Below are 17,477 nucleotides of genomic sequence, written 5' to 3'. Positions count from 1 at the left end.
TAGTTTTGAACTTCAGGGACATACCCCTGACAGACCTTTTACTGCTTGTAGGGGCGGTCATGCTCTCCGTCTTCCTCGCCCGGGTGGCCGGGAAGGCGTTTAAGACTGCCTTCGCGTGGGCGGTGGGTGCGGTGGCCGCCGTCATGGTCCTCAGACACCTCGACGGGGTGTTGGCCTTTATCCAGCACGCGGCAGACACCATATGGCCTGCCGCGCAGCACGCCGCCGACCGCCTGGTGCAGATCATCAGCTCGGTCCTGAGGTCTATTTGAACTGAAAGGGGAGGGACTCGGTTTTGAAAGTCGCAGTGGACATCGGCTACGGCTTCACCAAGGCCGTTTCTTCCTCCGGCGGTAAGGTGTGCTTCCCCTCGGCGGTGGCACCTGTGCCCCTGGACTTGCTGGCCGGGGCGCTCGGCCGGCAGGGGCCGGGCCACAGGCTGAGGGTACGGTACCTCTCCGGGAAGGTGGGGGAGCGCGTGGTCGGGGAGGCCGCCCTGAGGGGCACGGCAGCGGTGACCACTCTGAACAGGGAGAAGCCGGAGGACCTGCACGACTGGTGCCTTTTGGCGGCGGTGTACCTCGCGGGCGGGGGAGGGGCCGGGCAGTTCCCGGAGCCCGTGGACCTGGCCGTGGGCCTGCCGCTCGCCTACTACCGCTCCCAGAGGGACGCCCTCAGGGAGCGCCTCTTGAGGCTCAGGGCGTGGGTGTCGGTGGACGGCGGGGAGGAGAGGTGCGTGTCGTTCTCCCGCGTGCTGGTGCTCCCCCAGGGCGCCGGTGCGGTGGCCGCCTTCCCGGACCTCCTGCCCCCCTCGGGCCTGGTCGGGGTGGTCGACGTGGGCGAGTACACCACCGACTACCTGGTGCTGGAGGCGAGGGGCAGGGGCGAGTTCGTGCCGCTCCTGAGGGCCTGCGGCTCGGCCGAGGTGGGGGCGCACCTGGTGAGGGAGGCCGTGGCGGCCGCCTACCTGGAGAAGACCGGCGCTACCCTGCCGCGCAACCTGGTCGCCGCGGCGGTGAGGGAGGGGAGGGCGCCGTTCAGGGGTAAGGAGGTCGACCTCTCGGCAGAGGTGGAGCTCGCCCTGCGGGACGCCGCCCGGGCCGTGGCGCAGGCGGTCCTCTCCGCCTGGAAGGAGCTGGCCGACGCCCTGTCGGCGACGGTTCTGGCGGGGGGCGGTAGCCTGCTCCTGGGGCGGTCCCTCTTCCCCTCCTTCCCCGGTGCCCGGCTCCTGCCCGACCCGGTGTTCGCCAACGCCCTGGGGTTCCTCAGGGCGCTCGGCCAGGGGGAGGGGCGGTGATCCCGTGGCCGGTAAGAAGGAGGCCAGGATCCTGGGAGAGCTGGCCCGGCTCGGGGCGGCGAGGCCCGCAGAGCTGGCCGCCGCGCTGGGGGAACCCCCCGACCGCGTGAGGGCGTGGCTCTCGAAGCTCAGGGCTGCGGGCCTCGTCGCCAGGGAGGGGAGACTCTACAAGGTGGCGGGAAGCACAACTGCAACCACAACCGAAACCGCAACCGAAACTAAAACCGCAACCACGGTTGCGGCCGAAACTAGAACCGGAGAGGCTCGCACCGGGGCGGCGGTTGCGGCCGTCCGGCCGCAACTGGGAGAGCAACCGCAACCGAAACCACAACCGAAACCGAAAACGCAACCCGCTACCGGTCCGGCGCCCGTTGTGAGTCCTCCCGGTCTCGTCCGCCTGGAGCTCCTGCTCGCCCAGGCAGTGGGACGCCTCTCCCGGATCGAGGGCCTCTTACGGGAAATCCTGGCAGAGCTGAGGGGCCGGAGCACACCGGGGGAGACGGGGCAAGAAGATCGTGGTTTCGATGCTCTATCTTTCTTCCAGCAGTTTGATTGAGCCAAACTGCAACCGAAACCGAAAACGCAACCGCAACCGAAACCGCAACTGTCAAAACTGTTCAGCCGAACTGTTTCTGTCTGTTTGGCCGGGCGCCTATATATAAGGCGCGCGCAAACTGTGTACACAGACAGACAGTTTGCCGGTTGGTGATTTTGACCAATGCTAGAAGCTTTCCGGTAACAAAGTATTAGGGGGGTGTGGGGGGTGCGGGGGGCGCGGACGACCCCGGCGCAGGAACCCAGACCGTCTGCCGGCTGGCGGGAGCAACTGAAGCGGGAAGTCCACACCTGGGCCAAGTTCTCTGCGGCCGCTGCTGGAAGTCTCGCCGCCCTCGGGCTGTACCTCACGCTGCGCGGCTCGCCCGTGGGCTGGAAGCTCACCGTGGTGAGCCTTGCCTACCTCTCGCTGGCGTTTTTCGTCCTGCGCCCGGACGTGCTGCTCGCCCTTCTCGCGGCGCCGTTCGCTTTCGCCGCCGCGTGGTGGCGGCGGAGGAAGACCCCGGCGGACGCCCCGTCCGGGGAACCGCTGGGTGAAGGGCTTCCGCCCCTCGAACTCTTTGGCCCTGTGGCTGAAGAAGGGAAAGGGCAGCCCGACGAGAGCGCAAAAGTGGCGGCAGCCCTCCAGTCCTTCGGTGTACCGGCCCGCGTCGTGCGGCGCGTCGTGGGGCCGACGGTCTCCCGGTACCTGGTGGAGCTGGAGCAGGGCGTGAGCGTGAGGAAGCTCCGGCTTCTCGAAGCCGACCTGGCGGTGGCCCTGAAGAGGCCTTCCGTCCGGCTGGTCGAGGAGGAGGGGGCGGTGTGGGTGGAGGTGCCGAACCTCTACCGGGCCAAAGTGTACCTGCGCGGCGTCCTGGAAGAACTCAGGCACATGCCCCGCTCGGTGCGGGGCGAACTCCCCCTCGTGCTGGGAGTCGACGCCCGCGGCGAGCCTTTGGTCGTGCCGCTGGAGTCGCTCCCCCACCTGCTCATAGCCGGCGCGACGGGGATGGGAAAGAGCGTGTGCATCCACAGCCTCATCCTGGGCCTGGTGGCGCAGAAGAAACCGGAAGAGCTGCTCCTGGGGCTGGTGGACCCGAAGCAGGTGGAGCTGATGGTCTACGAGGACCTGCCGCACCTGCTGGCCCCCATCGCGGACACGCCCGGGAAGGCCGCCACCCTCCTGGACTGGGCAGTGGGGGAGATGGAGAGGCGCTACGGCGTCCTCCGCGACATGCGGGTGCGTTCCCTCACTTCGCTGCCGCCCGACCGCCGCCCCTTCCCGTTTATCGTCATCGTGGTGGACGAGCTGGCCGACCTCATTTTAACTGGGAAGGAAAAGGTAGAAGAGAGCCTGGTGCGCCTGGCGCAGAAGTCGCGGGCCGCGGGCATCCACCTCATCCTGGCGACGCAGCGGCCCGACGCGAAGGTCCTGACCGGACTCATCCGGGCCAACGTGCCCGGACGCGTAGCCCTCCGCTGCGCCAAGGCGACTGACTCCGAGATCATCCTCGACACCCAGGGGGCGGAGAGGCTCCTGGGCAAGGGCGACATGCTGGTGCTGGTGCCCGGCATGGGGGAGCCGTTCCGCGGCCAGGGAGCCTACGTGCCGGGCGACAACGTCTCCGCCGTCATCGCCTGGTGGCAGAGGCAGCGCCCCGAGAAGAGGTTCCTGCTGGACTTCGGGGAGAAACCCGGGGAGGAAAATGAAAAAGCGGGGACCGCTGCGCCCGGTGGAGAAGCCGGAGGGAGTGGCCCGGCGGCCGGAAGAGAAGCCGGGACCGACCCCCTGCTGCTGCGGGCCCTGGAGGCCGTACTGGAAAGCGGCTCCGTTTCGGTCAGGTTCTTGCAGCAGAGGCTCGGAATAAGCCAGTCTGAGGCCCTGGAAGTCCTGGCCGAGATGGAGAGGCGGAGGTGGGTGTCCCCCGCCCAGCCGAGAAAGAAGCGGAAAGTCCTGGTCTCTTCCGTCGAAGAGGCGCTTTCGGGACCGCAGGGCGGAAGCTGAGGGAAGACTCCCGCCCTGCACCCCCGTTTTTTTTTTGGGGACAAGGAAACGTAGGTAGAAAGCGAGGTTTGCCAAAACTATGCGGGCGGTAGCTACGGCGCTCCTCCTGCTGGTACTCCTCGTGGTGCCAATTGCTGGCTGCTGGAAGTCCTCCCACCCACCGCCCACCGGCGGCGGGTACACGCCGAACACCGCCCAGGAAGACCGTCCCCCATCCTCGACTCCCCTCCGGCCCGGCGAGACCGGCTCCCCCGTCTACGCCGGTACGGCGGCCAGGCTCCTGTGCCGGGTGGACGCCGGCCGCGGGGGCGACTTCGTAGTGCACGGGAAGCTCTACGTGTGGGGGCCGTCTTCCCGCTGGGAAGAGAAGGACTTCCGGCGGTTTGTAATTGTAGCCCCGGCTTCCGCTTCCGTACGGCAGGCCCTGAAGCCGGGGGGGACTTGCCTGCTAGACGGCAAGTTCTCCGCCCTGTCGGGGACCGGCGAGCCGACCTTCCTGGCGGAAAACGTCTCCCCCGCGCCCGAGCAGGTGTCCCCTGCCCCCGCATACAGGGGCTACGGCTGGGTCCGCGACCCCTCTTCGGGGCGGCTCGCACCGCTCAGGGAGGGGGAGGCCCTGCGGGACTGGGTGGCCTTCCTGCGCGGCGTGGCCGACTCCTGCGGCATCCGCTACGACCCCGAGTCGGGCCTTGTGGGGGGAGTCGGCACCCTCGAAAGGTGGAGTGTTGAGGGGGCGAAGGAGCTGGGGCAGGTGGCAGTAAGACTCCGCAGCGCCGCCCCCGGCAGGCACCTCCTGCCGGACGGGGACAGGTCGCTCGGCGAGCTGCGGGAGGCCACACGCACCCAGGCGTTCGTCGTCGGGGAAGCCCTGGACAACCTGCTGGTGAGGCAGGCCGACGTCCGGCTCGAGCACGTCTTCCGCTTCATGGAGAGGGCCAAAACGGTGGGAGGGGCCGCTCCGGGGTGCGGGCCGGAGGGACCGGCCACCTTCTTCGGTTACGCCTACCTCCCGGAGGGGGCGGAGTACCCCGTGTTCGTGGGCGTGCGCGGCTCTTCCTTCTCCGAGTGGATGGACCACTTCCGGGGCGGCCCGCTCAGGCTTGAGGCATGGGATGTCGTGGGGCTCGACCCCCGGTACCTTTCAGAAGGTGAAAGGAGCGTCTGGTTGTGGGCGGGCGGCACCTGCGTCTTCGACAAGAAGACCGGCCGGTGGTTCTTTTGCGTGCGCTCGGCCTTGGCGGAACCCGAGTTCCGTGAGACGGTAAAAGCGATAAGCTGGCTCTCTGAAAGGAGCTGAAGCCGGTGTTGGCGAGGCGCTTTGACGCTTATCGGTGGGCGGCGGTTCTGGCCCTCTGGGCGGTGATCGGCTTCCTGGCGGTGTGCGCGTGGCGGGCGCAGGCGGCCAGCACGGTCCTGTACGAGAAGGCCAGGGGGAGCGTCACCCGGGAAGACGCCCTCCGCCTCCAAACCGCCGGGGAGTTCGCCCGCGACTTCGCGGTCGAGTGGGCCACCTTCCGCGGCGACCCGGGGGAGTACGCCCGGCGGCTGAGCGCCTTCAACGCGGCCCTGGAGTACCCCGCCCCGGTGTCCGAGGGACCGCAAAGGGTCCTGAGCGCCCGCGTGGTCCGGCTGGAGGGAAAAAGGCAGGGGAACGCGACCGTCTACACCGCCCTGGTAAGGCTCCACGTGCAGCGCTACGTCCGGCTGGCGGAGACGGAAGCACCCTCGTTTCCCAGGGCGTACCTGCGTGAGCGCCCCGACCCCGCCGACCCCTTCGGCTTGAAAAAGCTCGCTGAGGGGTGGGTGGACGACACCCTGACCGTCAAGGTGGTGGTAGGGGAGAGGGGTGGCACCTTCTTCGCCTGCAACCTGCCAGTCATAGCGCCCGACCCGGCCGGGCCCAGGGAAGACCCTGCCAGATTCCTGGCACGGCAGTGCTCTTCCGAACCATCTCCCGAAGCAGCCGCGGCGATCAGGAACTTCGTGAAGCTCTACTTCACCAGCACCGCCCCGGCCGAGCTGGCGAACTACACCGTCCCCGGTGCCGGGGTGACCCCCGTGGGCGGGTGGGAAGTCAAGAGTATCGACGTGGTCTCCGTGGACGACCCCGCAAACCCGCGGCTCGCTTTTGTCCGGGCGACCGTGGCCCGGCGGGGAGTGCAGGTCGCCCAGCGGCTGTACCTCAGGACCGAGACGAGGGACGGCCGGGTACTGGTACGGGAGGTTGGGAGCTTTGCGTACTAACTCGGAAAGTCTGCCCGTGTGGCGCGACCGTGCCCGCTGGTTTGGGTTACCGGTCCTGTTTGAATGGTATGAACTGCACGGGGACCGGCTGGCCGTGCGGCGGGGGCTGCTCGTGGTGCGGGAAGACTGGGTGCTGCTCTACCGCGTGCTGGACGTGCGCGTGCGCCGCAGCCTGCTGGACATGCTCCTGGGCACCGGGACGGTCGAGGTCTACGCGGCAGACGCTACCGACCCCCGGCTCCTGCTCAGGGGCGTGAGGAGGCCGCGCGAAGTGGCGGCCATGATCCAGGAAGCGGCCGAAGCCGCGCGGGCGGAGCTCGGTGTGCGGGGCCGCGAGCTCTTCGGGGCGGCGGCCTTTCTGGAAGACCACAACAACTCCTTCGGGAGGTGATCGCGCGTGACGGTAAAAACCGTGAAGACTGCGGTCGAGAAGGCGAGAGGGCGTCTCGCGGCGCTGCTGCTGTCCCACCCTGCGGCCCTCCGGTTCGCGGCGGCCGCGGCGGTGGCGCTCCTCACCGCGCTCGCGACGGAGACCCCGTGCTACGCGCAGGGCGGGGACATCCTGACGTCCGCTTACAGGTTCGTCATCAGGGTAGTCGTCATGGTCATCGGCATCGTCGTCCTGGTCAAGGGCATCGGCTACATCGGCCGCCAGGAAGTCCAGAGCGCCCTCTTCCTGCTCATCGTGGGCGTGCTGATCATCATCATCGGGGCGACCGACCTCATCCCCAAGCTCGCCACCTGGGTGGCGCAGCAGCTCGGTGTGACCCCGAAGGAAGGGCTGCAACAATAGTCATAGACCCCACGGCTGAAGCCGGGGGCTTGCCTTCCGGGTTTCGGCCGTAGGCCCATACGGGCCTCGCTGTGACCAGTCTCAGTCCCGTTTCCGGGGCTACGTTACCGGGGAGAGCCAGAGTTCGCACCCCGGGGTGTGCGGGCCAGCTCCGGGCTCTGCAACCCAGCGGTTAAACAGCGAGCTGGGGGTGTAGCGAGCAGTGCCGCTGGGAGATGGCCGCCCGGATAACGTTGACGAGGCCCACTTTACCGGGAAAAACCCGAGGGGAGGCGGGTAACCGCCGTGCAAAAGCAGAACTGCGTACTTGTCCTCGACAAAAACAAGGAGCCGCTCATGCCCTGCCACCCGGCGCGGGCGAGGCAGCTCCTGAAGAAGGGGAGGGCCGCCGTCTTCCGCCGTCACCCCTTCACCATCATCCTGAAGGACCGGGAGGGCGGGGAAACCCAGCCCCTTGAACTCAAAATAGACCCGGGCGCCAAAGTCACGGGCCTGCCCCTCGTCGCGGAGTTTCCGCGCGGGCGGGAAGTCCTCTGGGCCGCAGAGCTCCACCACCGGGGAGAGCAGGTCCGCGAGGCGCTTCACAGGCGCCGCGGGTACCGCCGCTTCCGGCGCTACCGGAAGACCCGCTACCGCGAGCCCAGGTTCTCGAACCGCGGGAGGCCGGAGGGCTGGCTCCCGCCGAGCCTGGAGAGCAGGGTGGCGAACATTCTGACCTGGGGGAAGCGCCTGTGCCGCTGGTCGCCGGTCACCGCTGTTTCCGTAGAACTGGCCAAGTTCGATACCCAGAAGTTCCAGCACCCCGAGATTTCCGGCATCGAGTACCAGCAGGGAGAGCTCTCCGGCTACGAGGTCAGGGAGTACCTGCTGGAGAAGTACGGCCGGAGGTGCGCCTACTGCGGGAAGGAAGACGTGCCGCTGGAGGTGGACCACGTGGTCCCGAAGTCCAGGGGCGGTACCGACCGGGTGTCCAACCTGACCTTAGCCTGCCGGGAGTGCAACCGGGCCAAGGGGAATAGGCTACTCCAGGAGTGGCTGGAGGATCTGAAGAAGTCCAGGCGGGCGGTAGACAGGAAGCGGGCGGAGAACATCCCGAAGGTCTTGTCTCTGCTCAAGGAACCGCTGAAGGGCGCGGCCTTTATAAACGCCACGCGGTACGCCCTGGTGGAGAGGCTTAAAGCGCTCGGCCTGCCTGTCTTCACCGCAACAGCTGCCCAAACGAAGTACAACCGGGCGCGGCAGGGATACCCGAAGGCGCACTGGATCGACGCCGCCTGCGTGGGGGAGACCGGGGAGAGTGTGCGGCTCGACCCGGGCATGCAGGCGTTAAAGATCACCGCCAGGGGCCACGGCAGCCGGCGCGTGCAGAACGTGGACAGATACGGCTTCCCGCGGGGAGAGCCGAAAAGGGTCAGGCGTTTCATGGGCTTCGCCACCGGCGACCTGGTGAAGGCGGTGATTCCGACCGGGAAGTATGCCGGGGTTCACGTTGGCCGGGTAGCGATCCGGTCCCGCCCGGGCTTCAGGCTCAACGGCTTCGACGTACACCCGAAGCACCTGCGTCTCCTGCAGCGTGCAGACGGGTACGAGTACGACTGGGTGAAGGGAGGGAGCGGCGTCTCTTCCCCCAGGCCTGAAGGCCGGGGCCCCCGACGCCGCGTGATTTGATGGTGGACGGTGTTGGCTTGTGACCGGAGACAGGCGCTTTTACTGGCAGTCGTACCGCCCCCTCTTCCGGTTCTCCATAACCCTCCACCGCCTGGGGAAGGACCTCCCGCTCCCCTTCCCCGTGCGGCTGGAGACCCTGATCGTCTTCGCCTTCCTGCTCGCCGTCCTCTACCCGGTGTGCTGGCTGCTGGAACCCTTCACGAAGGCGGTCTTCCACCTCGGGAAGGGGCCGTGCGCCGTCGCCAGCGCACTGGCGGGGGCCTTCCTCCTGGGCGAGGTGGACGCGGCCGGTAAGTTCCTGCCCGTCTTCGTGTGGGACGTGCTCACCTTCCTGGTCCTGCCGAAGAGGAGCAGGCTCGGCTCGCTTCTCAGGCCGGAGAAACGGCAGAAGGTGGAGAAGTTCGAAGTCTGGAGCAGAAGGGCAGGGGAAGAGCTGTGGTTTTAACGCCTTCCGAAGCCGAACTCAGGCTCATGGTCGAGGAGATCGCCGGGGCCGTGCGGGGAGCACCGGACCCGGTACGTTCCCTCTGCCTGCTGGTGGAAGAGAAGACAAAGGGCGACCCGCAGAGGGCGGACCTCTGGCGGCGGGCCGGATACCGGGTCCTGCTCCGCCTGCTTGGGGAGAAGAAGGGGAGCTAGGAATGCGCGCCGACGTCCTGGACGAGATCCGCACCGAGGTCTTCCGGCGGGTCGCCCAGCAGGACCCCTTCCTCCTCCGCGAGCTCGACAGGCGAAAAGATGAGGTCCGCAGGCTGGTGCGGGCCGTAGTCCCGGTCTTCGCCCCCTGGGCCGGGCCGGAAGAGGCGGAGCAGCTGGCGGACGAGGTGGCGCGCGACCCCTTCGGGTGGGGGCCGCTCCTGGAACTGGTGGAGTCGCCGGACGTGACCAACATCTGGATCTCTCCCGGGAGGGTGCTGTACGAGGGGGCTGGCGGGCGCAGGTACTGGCCCAGGCCGCTCGGATCCGAGGTGCAGGTCAGGCGGCTGGCGGAGAGGATCGCGCTGGGGGCAGGCAGGCGGGCGGACGAGGCAAACCCGGCGGTGGACTGCAGGCTGCCGGACGGCTCGCGCGTGTCCATCGTGCTCTCCCCTTCTCCCTCCGTCCGGGGCACCTTCATCGTGGTGCGCCGCTTCCCGCGGCCCTACACGCTCGAAGACCTGGCGGAAAGAGGTATGTTCCCTCCCTCCCTCGTCCCGTTCCTGAAGCTGGCGGTCAAGGCGCGGCTCAACATCGTGGTCGCCGGCGCCATGGGCTCGGGCAAGAACACGCTCTTAAACGCGCTCTTGCTGAACGTGGGGCCGCACGAAGTAGTGGTCATGGTAGAAGACCCGGCGGAGTCGTGGGTGGGGCTGCCCGACCCCTCGAGGCCCGACCTCCCGCAGCCCTTCGTGCAGGTCTTCGAGCCGCGCCCCCCGAACCCGGACGGGAGGGGCGAGGTGCCAATGGAAGTGCTCTTCCGGCGCGCCCTGCGGCAGCAGCCCGACCGGATAGTCTGCTCGGAGATCCGGTGCTGGCTGACGGCGCACTACGTGCTGGAGGCGATGAGCCTGGGGCACCCCGGTTCGGCCAGCACGATACACGCCGACGGGCCGGAAGAAGTGCCGCAGCGGATGATCGACCTCCTAAAGATGCACCCGGGAGGGGCGTACCGCGACGACCGCGCCTGCCTGGCGCGGGTCTCTTACGTGGAACTCGTCCTCTTCCTCACGGCCTACCAGCGGGACGACGGCTCCCCGCGCTTCAGGCGGCTCACCGACGTGGCGGAGCTGCGCCGTGCGGGTGACGGGAGCGTCCGCGTGGTGCCGCTCATGACCTTCGACTTCCGCGGTTACGCGGCCGACGGCTCCCCCCTGGGGGAACTGCGGCCCACAGGCGAACGGCCGGAGTTTCTTAAAAAACGCAAGGTCAGGCAGTTCCTGGCGCCGGAAGAACTGTTGACGCTAGAGGGCTTCTTTTCCCCAAATACCTGCTAGGGTATCGGGAAGTGCCCCCAGTCACCGGGTGTCACCACCAAACGCCCTGGTGGTGACACTATAGCAGGAAAAAATCTTGCAATCAAATGATTGCATTTTCCCCTCTCGGGGCATAAAATTGTATTGAGGACCTTTCCAGGAGGGTTGGGGTTGAGAATCGTCTCTTCCGCCCAGGTCGTTCTCTTCCTGGTCGAGTTCAAGAAGCTGGTACAGGGCGGCCGGTTCTACCTCGTTCCGCGGAAGGAAAACCTGGAGGCCCTTGCCCTTCTGGGATGGACCGAAGAGGTTTTGGTTGAGTTCTTGTGTTCGCTCACGCCTGGCAACTACGTCGGAGGCCCCGAGGACGACAGGGGAGTGCCGGGCGAGGACATTTGGGTATTCGGGGCAGAAATAGAAGGTACCGAGTATTACATCAAGCTTAAGATCCGGGGATCCGGGAAAAGAGGAAAGGCGGTGTGTCTCTCCTTCCACGAGGCTAAACGGCCCCTGGTATACCCCCACAGGAACCACAGGGCTTAACTAATACCGCTATCAGTTGCCGTTCCCAGAAGGGGTGGTTTCCATGGCAAAGCAGAAGTATGGCTATTGTCCGAAGTGTGATGCGGAAAGAGAACTGATGGTCAAAACCATAGAGCAAACCTTTCCGGTGCGGGGGGAACCTGTGACCGTCGAGTGCGAGGTCGCTTTTTGCCGGGAGTGCGGCGAGGAAGTGTTTGACCGGGAACTGGACTTTGCGAACCTGGAACGCGCCTACGCGGAGTACCGGCGCCGCAAGGGCCTGCCCACCCCCCAGGAAATTGTGAGTCTGCGGGAGAGGTACGGCCTGAGCCAGCGCGCCCTGGCCAAACTCCTGGGCTGGAGCCCGGCGACTGTTTACCGGTACGAGAAGGGGGCGGTTCCCACTCCCGGCCACGGTGAAGTGTTGAAAATGCTCGCCGATCCGGCGGAGATGGCGAAGTTGCTGGAAAGGCGGGGCGACAAGCTCTCCCCACGCGAATTTGCGCGGGTGAAGAAAAGAGTAAAGGACCTGCTTGAGCGCGAGAGAGAAAATTTGCTGCGGGCCAGAGTGGAAAACCTCCTCGGCTCCTATCCCCCTGGCATCGAAAGCGGCTTCCGGCGGCTCAACTTCGAGAAACTGGTGGGGATGATCGCCTTTTTTGCAGGGAATACTGGCATCTTCAAGACGGCGCTGATGAAGCTGCTCTGGTACGCCGACTTCCTGCACTTCAAGAGGCATGCGGTCTCGATAAGCGGCGCGAGGTATGCTGCGCTCCCATATGGTCCGGCGCTTGACAGGTGGGAACTCTGCCTTGCCCTTGCGGCCGAGACCGGGGCGATAACCACGGAATTCGAACTCAAGTTCGACTACGAGGGAGAAGTGGTGCGGGCCGCGGTCGAATTCAACAAAGACATCTTCACCCCGGAGGAACTGGCGACGCTCGAGGAAGTGAAGCACCGGCTAGGGGGACTGAACTCGAAAGCCCTCACGGAAAGATCCCACGAAGAGGAGGCGTGGAAGCTGACACCCCGGGGAGAAATCATTTCCTACGAGCACGCTTTGAGGCTGCGCTGGGAAGAGGAGTAAAAAACGCACGCTGCCACTGGATGGAAAGCCAAAGATCGCGGGTGCCGTTAAGGTGCCTGCGATCTTTTTTTTGAGGTGGTTCGTAGTGCTCGAATTCCCCGTACGCTACGTGCACAGGAACATACTTTTTACCCGCACGGGCGAAGTCTTCGCCCTCTACCGTCTCAACGGTGTCTCTTACGCTTACCTGCCTGAAGACCACAAACGGGAAGAGGTGATGCGCTTTTACGCCTTTCTGCATGGCTTCCGGGGCCGCGGGCAGCTCCTCTACCTGACGGAAGAGCTGTGGGTGGACGTGGCGGGGTACATGCGTCCCCTGCCCCTTTCCGGCGACCCGGCGGTGAGGGGAGAAGCGCAGCGGCACGTGGAGTCGGCCGTGTGGGAGATGGCGGGAAGGGCACAGCGGCGGCGGGTATACCTGTGCCTGCAACTGCTGGCCGGCAGCGGGAAGACCGACCTGGTGTTTTCCCTGAAAGAGGTGCGCGACCTGCTCCTGGAGCGGCTGGCCGCCGTCCGGAAGCCCGGCCGCGTGCCGGAGTCGGCGCTGCGGGCAGCGCTCCTGGCCGAAGAGGAGATATTCAACCACTCCCGCAGTTTCGTGAACATCGAGAGGGCGGGCCTGGCCGACCTGGAGTTCATCGTGAAGCGGTGCGTGCGGCATTACGGTCCACTGCCACCCGTCCTGCCGGGGGGAGAGGAAGAGGGCGTCCCCCTCTCGGAAAACTCCCTGCTGGTGCTCTCCGACGGCGCAGTGTTCGACCCCAAGCTCCGCTACATGAAGGTCTCCTGGTTCGGGGACTCCGGGGAGGAAGAGTCCGTCTACCAGACCTTCCTCACCTTCGCCGACGTACCCAGGAACCTGCCGCTCACGGGCCACGAGTGGCTGTTCCGGCTCGAGTCCACGGTGGGCTTCCCGGTGGACGCGGTGGTCCACTTCCGGCTCGAATCCCCGGAGAAGGCAGCGCGAAAGGTGCAGGTCAGGAAGAAGAGGCTGAAGGAGCAGCTGCAGGAGCACTACATAGGACAGGGCGAGGCTCCCTTGAAGGAAGAGTGGGCTGCCGCGGCGGCAGGCGGACTCGAGGCGAAGCTTGAAGAGGGGATGCCCCTCATGGAGTTCGCCGTCGTGCTCGCGGTGGCCGGGCCGGACCTGAACGAGGTGCGCGCCCGGGCCCGGACGGTGGCACAGCTCTACAAGGCCAGCACGGGCTTCCGGGTGGGCGTGCCGCCGGGCGACATGCTCCGCTGCGCGGGGGCGTTCTTCCCCGGCGCCAGGTTCGGGAGGTTCCTGCCGCGGGTCCACGCCGACCCGGGCTACCTGGCCTCTGCCGCCCCCTTCGGGGTAGTAGACGTGGGTGACGGGGAGGGCTTTTTCATCGGCTGGGCCTCCCCCGGCAGGACGCCGGTGTTCTACCTGCCGGGCAGGGCCATGCAGCGGGGCAGCGGTCTCATTGCCTGCGTGGGCACGCAGGGCGGCGGCAAGTCCATGCTGGCAAAGCTCATCGCCTACCTGTGCGCCCTCTGCGGGGCACGTGTCTTCATCGTCGATCCGAAAAACGAGATGGGCGTCTGGTCGGCCCTGCCCTTCCCGGTGCGGCGCGTGGAACTCACACCGGGCGGCAGGCTGCGGCTCAACCCCTTCCGGCTCAGCCGCGACCCGCACAGGGCCGCTTCCCTGGTCAAGGACTTTCTGGACGTGCTCCTGGAGAGCCACCGCGAAGAGACGGCGTCCCGGCGGCTGGTACTCAACCACGCCGTGCAGAGGGTAATGTCCCTGCCTGAGCGGGAGCGCAGCATGATCGCCCTCCTGCGGGCGGTGGACGACATCGCCGGGATGCCCCCCGGGGGGGCGGTGGGGGACGAGGAGCTGAGGGAGGCCCGCGTGTGCTCGCGGCTCCTGCGGCTGTGCCAGGACAACGCCGTGGGCGCCATGCTCTTCGGCTCCGACCTGGGGGGCGGCGTGCTCGACTTCTCGGGCGGTGGGGAGCAGGTCACGGTGGTCAGTATGCACGGCCTGCCGCTGCCGCGGGCGCAAGCGTCGGCGGACGACCCCTACCTCCGGATGAGCGAGTCGGAGCGGATAGCCGTGGCAGTGCTCTTCCTGGTGGCCGCGGCAGCCCGCGAGGCCCTTTTCTCGGAGCGCCCGGAGCGGCTCAAGGTGCTCCTGGTGGACGAGGCGTACCACCTGCTCCGCGTACCCATCGGGGAAAGGCTCCTGAACGACCTGGCCCTCATGAGCCGGTCTTTCAACATCGTGCCGATTCTCATTGCCCAGAACCCGTCGGAGTTCGGACCGAAGATCCGCAACAACACGGGCTACGTCTTCGCCTTCCGCTTGAAGGACAGGAGCGAGATAGAGGAAGCGTGCGCCATGCTGGGAATTCCCTGTGCGGACGAAACGGTTGACGCCCTTCGGGGCTTTGGTGAGGAAGGGAGGGAAGGGTGGTGCTTCATGCGCGACCCCGACTTCCGCGTGGCCGAAGTGCACGTGAGGCCCATGCCGGAGTACCTGCTGGAGGTCTTCGACACCAGGCCGGGCAGGTTCCAGGCGGCAAAGTAGGGCCCGCCGTCCGGGACCGCTTCCGGGGGGCGGTGTTGCCTTTCCTCACCTTCCTGGCCGTCCTGTTCGTTATGCTGTCCGATCCGGCGCTGGCGTTCCAGCTTCAGGACCCCAAGGAGACGGACCACGACCTCCCCGTGGGGGTGCAGTTCATCGACCTGGCAGGGTCGGCGGACTGGGAAAGAAGGCAGGTCAAAGACCTGTTCAACCCCCTGGCGGGCCTGCCCGGCACGTGGGGTGCGCCTTCGTACCTGGCCGGGTACCAGCCCGCCTGGGAACAGTGCCCCACCACCCGGATACAGTTCGACACGGCCGAGCCGAACGCGGGCTTCTTTGGACGTTATATCGCCAAGGCTGCCGGGGCGGTTCTCGCCAGCATAGCCAACATGGTCTTTCTGATCCCGGTAACCATGGTTATCGACGGGATAGAACTCCTGCACTTCGCCTTTCACTCCAGCTGGGCGGCGTCCCTGGCGGGCGGGCTGGCGGAAGCGCTGAAGGGCATTTGGGGCGGGCTGACACCCCTGGTGGTGTTCCTGCCCGCCGTGCTGATGTTGCTCCTCTTGAGGAAGGCCGTCAAGGTCGAACTGCTCGGTATTCTCCGGGCACTCATCGTTTCCGTCCTCTCCCTGGGGGCGGCCCTGTTCCTGTTCCTGGGTACGGTCGAGACGGCCGACGGGCCGAAGCCCGCGGTCGAGGTCGTGGTGGGCGGTGTCTGCAAGGCGGCGGACGACCTGGCAGCGGCCGTGCTCTCCGCCTTCGGCAGCGTGAGCAATACCACCCTCTCCGGTGACGATCTGAAGGACAGGATCCAGTCCCCGGCCGACCGGGCGCTGAACGACTTCTGCAGCTTCGTGTACCGCGCCATGGTGATGCCCACCTGGAGCGTAATCGAGTTCGGTACTGCAAACCCGAAAGACCTGCACATGACGGAAGCGGAGTTCAAGGCGGTCCAGGGAAGAGACGAGTTCAAGGTAAAAACGGAAAGTGGTAAGGAGTACGATCCGTTCGGGAAGGAGATCAAGCCGGGGGCACGGATCGACGTCCTGATGCTCGCTTACCCGCCCGGCCACCCGGCCAGAGAAGCGCTCGCCAACGCCCTGGCCGACAACTCCATAGACCACGGGGGGCACCCGATGACGCCGATCACCCTCAGCGCTTCGGGCAAGATCCCGGCGTGGGTGATGTCGGTCTTCTTCCTCTTTTCAGCGGGCGCCTTCCTCCTGTTCTGCATCTTCATGGCGGTGCCGATGGTCCTGGCGCAGGTCGCTATCGTCCTGCTCTTCCTGCTCTCCCCGTTCGTGCTCCTGGCGGCGGCGTTCGTGCCGGAAGGTGGCCTGCTCTTCGGCGAAAGGTACCTGAAGCAGCTGCTGTCGGCTCTCGGCACCAAGGTGTTCTACGGCGTGTACGTTTCGCTCGTCGTCGTGGCGGCGAACCTGCTCTTCAGGATGGCCGCGGGGAGCAGCACTTCGCCTCTCGTCGCCGTGGGGGCCACCGCAGGGAAGGTCGCGCTGATCCACCTGCTCCTGGTCTTCCTCTTCGTGGGGGCAATATGGTTCCGCAGGAAGCTCTTCGAGCAGATGCAGACGGCCGTGCTGCGCGGGCAGGCGGTCCTCCAGCACCGCCTGGCGCGCATGGGGTCGGTGACGGAGGCGGCCGAAGCTTCCTTCGGCCGGGTGGAGGACGCCGTCGTGCGCAGGCCGGTAAGGCGCGTGTGGGAGCGGGGCAGGGAAGCGGGCAAGGGGCTGCTGCTCCGGCTGGTTACCGGCAGGCCGTCCGGTGACGGTCCGGGTCCTGGCGGTGACCGCGGCCTTTCCGGCAGTGCTACCTCCTCCACTCCGGAGACCGGAGCCGTGCCCCGGTTCCGGCGCCCGCTGTCTTCGCTTGAGACCGGTGTGGAGAAAGGCGGGATCGGCGCGAAGGGGGCTGTGCCCCTGCCTGAAGCCGGTGTGGAGGAAGGCGGGCCTGATGTGAGGGAGGCCGTGCGGGAGGCCGGACGCCGGGTGGGCGCTGCCCGTACCCCGTTGGCACCGGCGACGGCAGGGGCGTCTTCTCCCGCACCTGAAGGGTCTCCGGGTCAGGTGCAGGGACAGCCTTCCGGGCCCGGGGGTGTGGGACAGCCGTCTGCTGCGGCTGGGGGACTCCCGGCGCAGGCGCGGGTTCGGCGGGAAGTCTCTCCCCCTGCCGGCGGGCAGGAACCGGGGGAGCAGGGCACGTTACCGGTCCCGCGTCGGGAGCAGGGAGGTCCTTCCGGGTTCGGAGACGGCACGGCGGAACTGCCCCCGGTTGCCGCCAGGGGGCTCCCCGCACACGGAAAGGAAGCGTCTCCTTCCGGTGGGCGGGAGCAGCTTCCTGCGCCTGAAGGCGCAGAGGGCGCTCCCCCTGCTGCTCCTGCCGGGCCCGCGCGGCAGCAGGACCCGGACCGGGGGCGGCAGCTAGTTGTGCGGGGAGCTGCGCCCGCAGCAGGGTCGAGGGGACAGGCGCAGCCCCCCGTGCCCGAAAGCGCAGAAGGCACCTTCCCTGCTGCTCCCGTCAGGCCGGTACGGCAGCAGCAGGTTTCCCCGCCGACCACTTACGCGGGGAGTGAACCTGTTGCCGGGGCTCGCAGAGTACCTGAGGAAGTTCAGGAAGTGCGGCAGGGGCAGGTTTCCTTACCGGCCGCCCACGCGGGGGATGAGCCTGCTGCCGGGCGATGCGAAGTATCCGGGGAAGCCCCGGAAACGCAGCACGCGCCGATGCGCGGGCAACCTCCTGCCCCTCCCGCACCGCAGCGGGAAGGCGGCCCCGTCCCGCCGGGCGGTGCAGTGGCGGGGCAGAGGTT

15 protein-coding genes and 1 pseudogene are annotated in these 17,477 nt (G+C 67.0%); all 16 read left to right on the top strand.

Features of this window, described 5'->3' with window-relative positions; genetic code table 11:
* Positions 1–5 precede the first annotated feature (5 nt).
* Positions 6–272 carry a hypothetical protein gene (locus DXX99_RS08790; protein ID WP_115793119.1) on the top strand — a complete coding sequence of 89 codons (267 nt, stop codon included), beginning with the start codon at positions 6–8 and terminating at the stop codon, positions 270–272.
* Between the two features lie 23 nt (positions 273–295).
* A complete protein-coding gene (locus DXX99_RS08785) occupies positions 296–1,297 on the top strand; it encodes a ParM/StbA family protein (RefSeq protein WP_115793118.1) in 1,002 nt (333 codons plus the stop codon).
* Positions 1,298–1,301: 4 nt separating this feature from the next.
* Positions 1,302–1,853: a hypothetical protein gene (locus DXX99_RS08780; RefSeq protein ID WP_115793117.1), complete on the top strand. Its 552-nt coding sequence runs from the start codon at positions 1,302–1,304 to the stop codon at positions 1,851–1,853.
* A gap of 207 nt (positions 1,854–2,060) precedes the next feature.
* Positions 2,061–3,836 carry a DNA translocase FtsK gene (locus tag DXX99_RS08775; RefSeq protein ID WP_115793116.1) on the top strand — a complete coding sequence of 592 codons (1,776 nt, stop codon included), beginning with the start codon at positions 2,061–2,063 and terminating at the stop codon, positions 3,834–3,836.
* A 79-nt stretch (positions 3,837–3,915) separates the two neighbouring features.
* Positions 3,916–5,133, top strand: coding sequence for a hypothetical protein (locus DXX99_RS08770; RefSeq protein ID WP_115793115.1), 1,218 nt, complete (start codon positions 3,916–3,918; stop codon positions 5,131–5,133).
* 5 nt (positions 5,134–5,138) lie between these two features.
* Positions 5,139–6,080 (top strand): conjugal transfer protein, encoded by a 942-nt coding sequence (locus DXX99_RS08765; protein ID WP_165847796.1) that lies wholly within the window; start codon positions 5,139–5,141, stop codon positions 6,078–6,080.
* On the top strand, positions 6,070–6,471 hold the full coding sequence (locus DXX99_RS08760; protein ID WP_165847795.1) for a PH domain-containing protein: 402 nt from the start codon (positions 6,070–6,072) through the stop codon (positions 6,469–6,471). The genes DXX99_RS08765 and DXX99_RS08760 overlap by 11 nt, the downstream gene beginning before the upstream one ends.
* 6 nt (positions 6,472–6,477) lie before the next feature.
* The gene (locus DXX99_RS08755; RefSeq protein ID WP_115793112.1) at positions 6,478–6,873 is read left to right on the top strand and encodes a hypothetical protein; all 396 of its coding nucleotides are present in this window, start codon (positions 6,478–6,480) and stop codon (positions 6,871–6,873) included.
* 285 nt (positions 6,874–7,158) lie between these two features.
* On the top strand, positions 7,159–8,541 hold the full coding sequence (iscB, locus tag DXX99_RS08750) for an RNA-guided endonuclease IscB (protein WP_115793111.1): 1,383 nt from the start codon (positions 7,159–7,161) through the stop codon (positions 8,539–8,541).
* Positions 8,542–8,560: 19 nt separating this feature from the next.
* Positions 8,561–8,986, top strand: coding sequence for a TcpE family conjugal transfer membrane protein (locus DXX99_RS08745; protein ID WP_115793110.1), 426 nt, complete (start codon positions 8,561–8,563; stop codon positions 8,984–8,986).
* Positions 8,977–9,180, top strand: coding sequence for a hypothetical protein (locus DXX99_RS08740; protein ID WP_115793109.1), 204 nt, complete (start codon positions 8,977–8,979; stop codon positions 9,178–9,180). Before DXX99_RS08745 ends, DXX99_RS08740 begins: the two co-directional genes overlap by 10 nt.
* A gap of 2 nt (positions 9,181–9,182) precedes the next feature.
* Positions 9,183–10,514 (top strand): TadA family conjugal transfer-associated ATPase, encoded by a 1,332-nt coding sequence (locus tag DXX99_RS08735; RefSeq protein ID WP_115793108.1) that lies wholly within the window; start codon positions 9,183–9,185, stop codon positions 10,512–10,514.
* Between the two features lie 150 nt (positions 10,515–10,664).
* Entirely contained in the window at positions 10,665–11,033 is a 369-nt protein-coding gene (locus tag DXX99_RS08730) for a type II toxin-antitoxin system MqsR family toxin (protein WP_165847794.1), read from the top strand.
* Between the two features lie 43 nt (positions 11,034–11,076).
* Positions 11,077–12,099 (top strand): type II TA system antitoxin MqsA family protein, encoded by a 1,023-nt coding sequence (locus DXX99_RS08725; protein ID WP_115793106.1) that lies wholly within the window; start codon positions 11,077–11,079, stop codon positions 12,097–12,099.
* An 85-nt stretch (positions 12,100–12,184) separates the two neighbouring features.
* Positions 12,185–14,656, top strand: a complete 2,472-nt coding sequence (locus DXX99_RS08720; RefSeq protein WP_115793105.1) for an ATP-binding protein — start codon at positions 12,185–12,187, stop codon at positions 14,654–14,656.
* Positions 14,657–14,691: 35 nt separating this feature from the next.
* Positions 14,692–17,477: pseudogene (locus DXX99_RS08715) on the top strand (hypothetical protein); the annotation flags it as partial.

Origin of the sequence: Ammonifex thiophilus (assembly GCF_003368535.1) — a bacterium.
In the GTDB taxonomy this organism is placed as follows: Bacteria; Bacillota; Desulfotomaculia; order Desulfotomaculales; family Ammonificaceae; genus Ammonifex; species Ammonifex thiophilus.
This window is presented reverse-complemented; position numbering and strand designations above follow the sequence as displayed.

Bases quoted from the DNA above. Each gene is read 5' to 3' on its own strand.
- DXX99_RS08725 (WP_115793106.1), top strand. From the start codon at position 11,077: ATGGCAAAGCAGAAGTATGGCTATTGTCCGAAGTGTGATGCGGAAAGA.
- DXX99_RS08770 (WP_115793115.1), top strand. From the start codon at position 3,916: ATGCGGGCGGTAGCTACGGCGCTCCTCCTGCTGGTACTCCTCGTGGTG.
- DXX99_RS08735 (WP_115793108.1), top strand. From the start codon at position 9,183: ATGCGCGCCGACGTCCTGGACGAGATCCGCACCGAGGTCTTCCGGCGG.